Source organism: Solemya velum gill symbiont (assembly GCF_002020255.1).
Lineage (GTDB): Bacteria > Pseudomonadota > Gammaproteobacteria > Chromatiales > Chromatiaceae.
Genome location: NZ_MPQG01000006.1, coordinates 105,856 through 114,041 on the forward strand (window position 1 = coordinate 105,856; position 8,186 = coordinate 114,041).

7 protein-coding genes are annotated in these 8,186 nt (G+C 47.6%); 4 read left to right on the forward strand and 3 right to left on the reverse strand.

All coding sequences use genetic code 11. From position 1 onward, the window contains the following. Positions 1 to 86: 86 nt before the first annotated feature. Both BOW06_RS06290 and BOW06_RS06295 read left to right on the forward strand, forming a co-directional pair. On the forward strand, positions 87 to 2,489 hold the full coding sequence (locus BOW06_RS06290) for an FAD-dependent oxidoreductase (RefSeq protein WP_078454525.1): 2,403 nt from the start codon (positions 87 to 89) through the stop codon (positions 2,487 to 2,489). A 149-nt stretch (positions 2,490 to 2,638) separates the two neighbouring features. Next, positions 2,639 to 3,037 carry a hypothetical protein gene (locus BOW06_RS06295; RefSeq protein WP_043115282.1) on the forward strand — a complete coding sequence of 133 codons (399 nt, stop codon included), beginning with the start codon at positions 2,639 to 2,641 and terminating at the stop codon, positions 3,035 to 3,037. Between the two features lie 77 nt (positions 3,038 to 3,114). Here BOW06_RS06295 and BOW06_RS06300 read toward each other — a convergent pair whose 3' ends face one another. Continuing rightward, entirely contained in the window at positions 3,115 to 3,567 is a 453-nt protein-coding gene (locus BOW06_RS06300; protein ID WP_078452773.1) for a DsrE family protein, read from the reverse strand. A 186-nt stretch (positions 3,568 to 3,753) separates the two neighbouring features. Beyond that, positions 3,754 to 4,218: a DsrE family protein gene (locus BOW06_RS06305; RefSeq protein WP_043115284.1), complete on the reverse strand. Its 465-nt coding sequence runs from the start codon at positions 4,216 to 4,218 to the stop codon at positions 3,754 to 3,756. Between the two features lie 268 nt (positions 4,219 to 4,486). Here BOW06_RS06305 and BOW06_RS06310 point away from each other — a divergent pair, with 268 nt between their 5' ends. Then, positions 4,487 to 5,038: an RNA polymerase sigma factor gene (locus BOW06_RS06310; RefSeq protein ID WP_043116523.1), complete on the forward strand. Its 552-nt coding sequence runs from the start codon at positions 4,487 to 4,489 to the stop codon at positions 5,036 to 5,038. Next, complete coding sequence (locus BOW06_RS06315; RefSeq protein ID WP_043115286.1) at positions 5,035 to 5,754, forward strand: zf-HC2 domain-containing protein; 720 nt, start codon at positions 5,035 to 5,037, stop codon at positions 5,752 to 5,754. Before BOW06_RS06310 ends, BOW06_RS06315 begins: the two co-directional genes overlap by 4 nt. A gap of 843 nt (positions 5,755 to 6,597) precedes the next feature. Here the strand turns inward: BOW06_RS06315 and BOW06_RS06325 are convergent. Further along, positions 6,598 to 7,608, reverse strand: coding sequence for a dienelactone hydrolase family protein (locus BOW06_RS06325; protein ID WP_078454526.1), 1,011 nt, complete (start codon positions 7,606 to 7,608; stop codon positions 6,598 to 6,600). Positions 7,609 to 8,186: the final 578 nt, after the last annotated feature.

An 8,186-nucleotide genomic window follows, 5' to 3' on the forward strand; every position in this document is an offset into this window, starting at 1 on the left:
AAAAAGGGATTGAAGAAATTGTGAGTCTTAGTACACTTCAAGGTTGGATATTTCCACAAATTTAACAACATCGGAATATAAAAATAATGAAAAAAGTTATTATCATCGGAGGTGTTGCTGGTGGTGCATCTTGTGCAACACGTCTTCGCCGTCATAACGAAGAAGTTGATATTCTCCTCCTCGAGCGTGGACCCTACGTCTCTTTTGCCAACTGTGGCCTGCCTTATTACATAGGCGACGTTATCAAAAATGAAGAGGATCTCTTTCTGGCAAATGTCGAGCTGTTCAAAGAGCGATTCAGAATAGATGCGCGTATCAATTCCGAGGTAACCGATGTTGATCCTGACAGTAAAACTGTTACGGTCCGTAACCTGGAAAGCGGGGAGAGCTATTCGGAAGAATACGACGAACTGGTACTAGCACCGGGCGCGAGACCTGTACGTCCGCCTCTTCCCGGTATAGATGTCGATGGCATATTTTCGTTACGCAGCGTACCCGACAGTAATCAAATCAAGCAATGGATTCATGACCGAAATGTGAAACGTGCCGTTATTATAGGCGGTGGATTCATCGGTATCGAAATGGTCGAGAACCTGGTTGAGCTCGGAATTCATACAACCCTGGTAGAGCGTAACCCACAAATTCTTCCACCTCTCGATCCGGAAATGACTGTCCCCCTGCGCACAGCACTACATCAACATGGTGTTGCCGTTTATCTAGGTGAAAGTGTTAACGGGTTTGAACGAGCGGGGGAGTTAACCACGGTCAAGACCGAAAGCGGGAAATCTTTTCAGGCTGAACTCGTAATACTTGCGATTGGCGTCATGCCGGAAAATGAACTGGCCAAAAGCGCTGGTCTTACACTTGGTCCACGTGGTCACATCATTGTTGACAAGAATCTGCGCACCAGTGATTCGCATATATATGCAATTGGTGACTGTATCGAGGTGAAAAATATTGTCTCTGGCAGCAAGACAGCTTTAGCACTGGCGGGTCCGGCAAATCGCCAGGGTCGTATCGTTGCTGACATGCTTGCAGGTCGTGGACGATTTTTCCGGGGTGTTCAAGGTACAGCGGTTTGTGGTCTTTTTAATCAGACTGCAGCCATGACAGGTCTCAATGAGAAATCACTCAAAGAGCAGGTCCGAATCGAATACAGCGTTGTATACGCTCATCCAACCAACCATGTCGGTTACTATCCTGGTGCCGCTCCGATCCAGTTCAAACTGATTTATGATAAATCCGACGGGCGTGTTCTTGGGGCACAGGCTGTGGGAGAGGCCGGAGTGGAACGACGTATTGATGTCATATCGATGGCAATCCAGATGCACGCAACAGTGTTTGATCTTGAAGAGTCAGAGCTCTGTTATGCGCCGCAATACGGAGCGGCAAAGGATCCTGTCAATGTCATCGGCATGATTGCTGCCAATGAAATGCGTGGTGACTTGTCTATTACTCACTGGAATAAAATGGGTAGTGGCGGAGCCGTTGTCCTTGATGTGCGCGATGCCAACGAAGTTGCTGCTCACGCATTGCCAATTGCAGTACACATCCCTTTGAACGATATTCGTGACCGACAGGATGAATTGCCAAAAGATAGTGAGATTCATGTCTCATGTGCAGTTGGTTCGCGCGCATACAATGCTGTTCGTTTGTTGCGTAACCTGGGCTTTCAGGCGAACCTGCTATCTGGTGGAGAGAAAACATTCGAACACCTGAGATCATGCGCATCTGATGATGCTGTTTCCATGGAGCATAAGGACAGGATGGACTTCCTGCTCTCTTGGGAAGTGATGCGGGATACGCTGACTGGTGAGAACGAGGATGTAGAACAGGTCCTGGCCATCCTGAAAAATCCAAAAGTATTTTATCGCTTGCCGCTTGGAAATATTGTCAAGGCGATCCGCCGAATGGAAAGCGTTGATGTCAAAAGCGGCGAAGCCGTGATGAACCAGGGAGACACGGGAGATTTCTTTTATATTATTCGCAAGGGAACGGCCGAAGTTTGGCAGCAAGGTCTCTATGATAACGAGCAGAAGTTAGTCGCAAAACTGGAAACAGGTGATCACTTCGGTGAAGAAGCCCTGGTTACTGGAGGTGCTAGAAACGCGTCGGTTAAAATGACCAGCAACGGAAACCTGCTGCGTTTAAACAGGGAGGATTTCCAGGAGTTGATCACGCAGCAAACGATTGAAGAGGTCGATATTGATAAAGCGCATCAACTCCTGTCTCAGGGCTGCAAAATGCTCGATGTTCGTTACCAGGAAGAGTACGAGGAATCACATGTGCCAGGTGTACAGTTGATTCCATTACCTGAACTCCGTAATCGTCTGGATGAGCTTGAGCCGGATACACAATATATAGCCAGTTGCCTCTCCGGAAAGAGCAGCGCTGTTGCGGCGATGATTTTAAAGCAGCATGGGTTCAATGTACTGGTGCTTGAGCATGGTCTCCGAGACTGGCCATACGAGATGGTGTCTGAGTTTTAGCACGATGGGTGACCGCTTCTGGTAGTGATATCAACTGCTCGATTCGGTAGCAAACTGTTTCCGGGTTGACAGGAAATGGTAGTTCTTCAGGCACATAAATATACTATTATTCATAGTGTATTCAGCATTGGAGATGAAGAGGTGCTTTGATGAAAAACAGACTGCGTTTGGCTTTATTCACATGCTGCATTCTCTCAACGCTCTATCTTTCAGGTTGTGATGTTGTCAATAGCATACTGGCAGATGACGTCTACTTGGAATGCAGCGGTGATGTTCTTGAAGATGGGCGTGTCGTTAAACCCGAAGCCCGGGTTGTCGCCAGGATCGAGCTATTCAGTCCACTTGTGTTATGGAGTGGCGATATGGGGGGTAGCGTGTCTATTTCTGGCGATATGACTGAGCGTTATACAATCACAAAAAGCGAAGAGTTCCTTTACTTCAAGGATTTTATTGGAAAATCGACTGGAATAAGGGGGCAGTATAATGCGTACACGAATGAAATCTCCTTTACCGGCAAGCGCAAGGAGTTTGTTGGAAAGTGCGATTGATTGACTAGTTCCGAGCTAAGCGGACATCAATCCAAAAAAACCGGGCAAATGCCCGGTTTTTTTATTCTCTTTTTTATTTAGATACGGATATAAGTACAGCCCTCTTTCGACAGCTCCAATATACGAGCAACTGCCCCTGGTTCAACGATATCGACACCCTCAAGAATTACTGGTGCTGTACCGGTTTTTTTCGTGATTCCCTTGATTGTTGCTGCGCAAGCGCTGAACTTTGTGCCTCCTCCCATTGTTTGCTCGCTTGACACTGCCAGGCTCTGGATGCGTTTTGTCTCCGGGCTTCCCTCGGACAGGAGTTTCAATCCCGGACCCTGGGCAATGATTTCAACGCGAACAGCATCAGCTCCCAGCTGTTTGGGAATATTGTTGGCTATGTTGATTGCCTGCTTAAATGCTTTCGGATCATCCTGAGGGACATGGACCATTAAACATTGTGGCTCCTCTGCCTGGGCAGAAAAGGCCACTCCCATTAGCAGAAGCAGTGAAAGTGAAATGTTGCTGATTACAGACTTCATATTCGTTCTCCATCCAATGATTTTTTAAATAAAAGCTCTTCAGCTTGCGCTTATCTTCTGTTGTAGGCATAAAACCATACTTTGCATCTATATTCTGCGCCCGACCTGTCCCAAGAAAACCAGAAACCTCTTGGTATTACAAAAGGCGGCATAAAAGCCGCCTATTTTCCCTGGGACTCAATCCGATCAGGGTTTAATATAGGTATATCCCTGTGCCTGAAGGTGTGCCAGCTCGGCAACGCCGCTAGGAACAATTGCACTTTCATCTGCATCATAGAGCTGATCAAGTGAGATCTTTTTTCCCTTCAGCGTATTTGCACAGATGCTAAAAGAGACATTCTGGTCTTTCAGGCCGGCTATTTTTGCCTGAATCTCAGGTGTTGCGTTGGCATGCTTCATCTTCGGTACGCTTGCAAGTTCATCTGGCTCAAGAAGCAGTGAAAGCCCGTTGCCATGCATGACAACTTTTGCATCCAGATTTTCAGCACCAACTGCGTTGATGTGGTTCTGGATGTTACGCAGCGCACCGGCCTGTGCCTTGGGATTGTCGTAATTGATATGGTAGACAACCTTCTGTTTGCCGTAATCAGCCTGCACATTCGTGGCGAATAGCACCGCGACTGCCATTAGCAGAGTTGTTAATAGTTTCATCTGTTCTTCCTCTATTTCTTTGTTGGTTAAACTCAATACACGTATTGGGAATAAGCCCAATAACGGGACGACATTGGCACTTCTTTTGGTCCAATCGTCTTTCACAGGGCTGATATAAGGTGTAGATTCAGGTCTGTGGAGTGTCGAATTATCGATTCCCGTACTAAGGCAGATGCACTCGGCACAGTTTTATTCCAAAAAAATGACAATAATTGGGAATAATCCGGCGACTTCTGCATCTCTCTTAGAGAGAGGAGGAAAAATCACAATGGTTATCATTGACAAGTTGTGCGCTGCACGAGCGCTCAAACACCGTATTGCAGAGCGGCGCGGACGGCTTTTTAGGGTGGCCTACGCCTGGTGCCGGGACCGGCATCTTGCCGATGACCTGGTTCAAGAGGCTATCGAGAGGGCAATCAACAAGTGCCATCAGTTAAAAGATCCTTCTCGCCTCGATAGCTGGCTCTATTCAGTGCTGAATAACTGTTGGCGAGAGCATCTCAGGATGCGGCGAGAGCATGTAGAGTTAAATGACGACGATTTGGTATCCACTTGCTGTCCTGAACAACAAAATATCTCAGGAGAGCTTTCTGCACGGGTGTTGGTGCTCATAGGATTCTTGCCTGACAATCAGCGCCAGGTGCTTACGCTCGTGGTGCTGGAAGAATTCAGTTACCGGGAAGTTGCAGAAATTCTGGATATTCCTATCGGAACCGTTATGAGCCGCCTATCCAGGGCGCGTAGATCTCTCTCTGATCAGCTGAGCAGTGCCAGTGAGCCTGTCACTGAATCGCGTTCCTACCTGAGGAGGGTGAAATGAACAAGGAATTATACTGGACTGAAGATGAGCTGAATCGCTTCATCGATGGTGAATTAAGCAAGGAAGAGAGGCGCAGGCTGGAACTTCACTTGGATGAAGACCCTGCGTTCATCGAGAAAGTCCGAGAATACCGCTCGATTGACCAGGCATTGCGTGATGCATACGATGAGGTTGAGTCCCCTCTGCACCGCCCCGTCACAAGATCAATGTGGGCGAATAGCGGACGAAGCCTTGCACTGATGGTCTTGCTGCTTCCCCTGGGATTTCTTGTCGGCTGGGGCATGCATGCGAATTTCAGTGCTCCGAATATACACACACCACTTACAAGCGGGATCAGCCTTCCCGTCAAAGGCCTTGAGCGTAACAATACCGTGTTGCACATCGATGTGGACGAACAGGAGGCAGCCAATGACTTGCTTGATCGTGTCGAGACCATTCTGACGACTTATGCAGATGATGAAATTCAAGTAGATGTGGTTGCTAACGCAGCAGGTCTTAATTTACTTCGTGTAGATAAGTCAGCGGTTGCAAACCGGGTAAGCCAAATGATGGATAAATATGACAATCTGATGTTCCTGGCTTGTGCGAACACCATCAGCCGACTGACTGAAAAAGGGGAAGAAGTTGAATTGATTGACCGCACTCATGCCGGGGAAACTGCGATAGATCACGTTGTAAACAGGCTCAGCTCTGGATGGACATATGTGAAGATTTAAGATTTAGTGCATTTCTCTCCTGAAAAGAAATTGCATACTTCTTAAGCCCCTTTTTTACTGGGGCTTTTTTTTTGCCAAATAATCATTAAACATTGTGAATGTCTGCTGTGAGAATATCTTTAGGTGTGGACAATACCTCATTTGCCATTGAATCTGTTTCCGACAATACACGAACAATTGATTTGAACCAGTTGATTTTGAGAACGAGCAACAGATCTGACAGGTGTACAATGCATCTAGTTATTGAGTGCTTTATGCTGAAGGGTATTTATTATAAATTAGGCGATGAAATCGCTATAGGAAGATAAAACAGGAGATTGCAGTGCTACCCCGATTTTATAACGAACTGATACCCTATATCTGTATTTGGGGTGGTATAGGCATTACCCTGGCAACACAGCCCGGTCTAACACATCTGTTTGCGATAGTGTTGTATTTGGCAGGTTCTCTAATCTGGTTGATGCGTTCAAATGCCCGCAGAAAAGATAGTCAGAATAGTAAGCAAGTGTCCCAACGCCGGTGGAAAATCCCTTTTTTATTATATGAACCGTATCCATTTCTGCTGTTAGCAGGCGCACTCTGGATAGCGGCTTACACTTCAATGCCATTGGTGTTCGTGTCACCTGTTATAGCTGCCTATGCCACTTTCTTGCTTTGGAAGCGGGTCATTAATCGCGGGCATGGATGGTTCAACTTTAACGAAAAGAACAAATCGGGAAAATGATGCACGCATCTACCTGAGAATTCTGACACGCTATGAGGTAGTTTGGGTTTGTGGCGTGACGCACGTTAAATGACTATATGTCGACAAAATATTTAAGCGATAGATTCTAACTTTTTGCGTCATCTATCGGTGCGACAACCTTGCGATGAGCACAGCCTGGTCGTCAGGAAGTCCGTAATCCGTTCCTTGCCTCTCAGGTAGGCTGCCAGAACTGTTGCATAGTGGCCCAGAGGTAAACCGTCGATTTCAGCTGGAGGCTTCCGGTCAGCGGCGGCGTAGGCGTTGAACAGCCGGTCCTGGTTTCTGCGCGGAACGAAATTGTCGTTTTTACTGCGTACCCACAGGAGGCGATCGTTGCTGTCAGGGCGCACGAAATCCAGTGGTTCAATCTGTACGTGTGGGCGCAGGCGTTGTTCGAAAGCCGTAACCTCCTCAAGATCGATTTCTCTTTTCTCCTCCGAGGGGGTATGACCCTCCATTATGCCAAGAAGGCGCCTGCGCCAGCGTGAGATGGGCGCGAGTACAGTGTTGGCAATCAGGTTGGGCAGGTCACCTCCGGGTATAATCAGAACGGCAGCCTCGAAGCGTGAATCTATGCCAAACAGGATGCTTCCGCGGATGCCGCCAAGGCTTGTTCCAATCAGGCCGATACGACTGACCTTGATCGGACTGTTCCGGTCATATTGAAGAGCATATGCCAGGGTGCGAGTGTTAATGGTGTGTCTCAGGAAAAATCGATTGATGTAGTCGATCCCTTGTTCCTGCTGGTAAGCCTCTTTGGGTACCGCGACAATAGCGGCATGCATCCCCGCCTGAGCCAGTGCCTCCGCGTAGCCTCTATCAACGAAGGTTTGGCCGCGGTATGGGGCCAACACCAGTACCAATGGTGCAGGCTTGCTGGTTGGTACCGTGTAGAGTTCGAATCTTGTCAGTAACTCGCCTTCACCGTAAGGGTCGGGCTGGCGAAGCTCTCCTTTATGGCGCTGGAATTCCCCTGCCTGGTTGTTGGAAGTTATCTTGAACTTTGTGTACACGGGTTTGGCCCGTAGCAGGTCTGCAGGGTTCAGTGCTGCAAAAACAGTGGCCGGTAACAGTGTCAGAAGTACAATCAGTCCCGCCAATTGAGCCATTGGTCGAGTTCTTTGTGGGCTTTTTTGAATGTTGGACATTAACCTGATTGTTCGCACTTGATTTCTTGCCTCTCCCGGTTACGGAAAAGTACCTTATTTAACTAAATCTCACTCATTCCCGGGTTGGAGTCAAGCTCAAAACCCGAAGCGGGCATTTTCATCCTCACGTATCAGGGTATTTATTTGATTCACATTCTCGGAAATTCGACTTCAATATCTGCTTTTGGTCCAGAAGCGGACAATCAAGTCATAGTGCCTGATAATTCTCTTTCTACTCTTCAGAAGGGCGTAATCCGTGACTTCAGTATCATATACAGAAACATTCAGAATTGACCAGCCACGAGAAACTCTGTTTCCCTTGTTCAGTGCTGAAGGGGAAAAATTCTGGGTGCCAGAGTGGGATTACACCAATATCATGGGGACAACGGAGCTGCATGAAGACTATATTTTTTTAACCTCAAATCATGATCACGCATCGGCTGTGACCTGCCCCCAACAAGTGGTCCAGTTTGAATGTTAGTTCATCGCCGGTTTCAGCTCCAGTGGAATGATGGATTCAGGAGCTGGAGGGCGATAGC

What these genes read in the sequence shown, in the direction of transcription:
- BOW06_RS06290 (WP_078454525.1), top strand. Translation starts at nt 87, where the DNA reads ATGAAAAAAGTTATTATCATCGGAGGTGTTGCTGGTGGTGCATCTTGT.
- BOW06_RS06295 (WP_043115282.1), top strand. Translation starts at nt 2,639, where the DNA reads ATGAAAAACAGACTGCGTTTGGCTTTATTCACATGCTGCATTCTCTCA.
- BOW06_RS06300 (WP_078452773.1), bottom strand. Translation starts at nt 3,567, where the DNA reads ATGAAGTCTGTAATCAGCAACATTTCACTTTCACTGCTTCTGCTAATG.
- BOW06_RS06305 (WP_043115284.1), bottom strand. Translation starts at nt 4,218, where the DNA reads ATGAAACTATTAACAACTCTGCTAATGGCAGTCGCGGTGCTATTCGCC.
- BOW06_RS06310 (WP_043116523.1), top strand. Translation starts at nt 4,487, where the DNA reads ATGGTTATCATTGACAAGTTGTGCGCTGCACGAGCGCTCAAACACCGT.
- BOW06_RS06315 (WP_043115286.1), top strand. Translation starts at nt 5,035, where the DNA reads ATGAACAAGGAATTATACTGGACTGAAGATGAGCTGAATCGCTTCATC.
- BOW06_RS06325 (WP_078454526.1), bottom strand. Translation starts at nt 7,608, where the DNA reads ATGGCTCAATTGGCGGGACTGATTGTACTTCTGACACTGTTACCGGCC.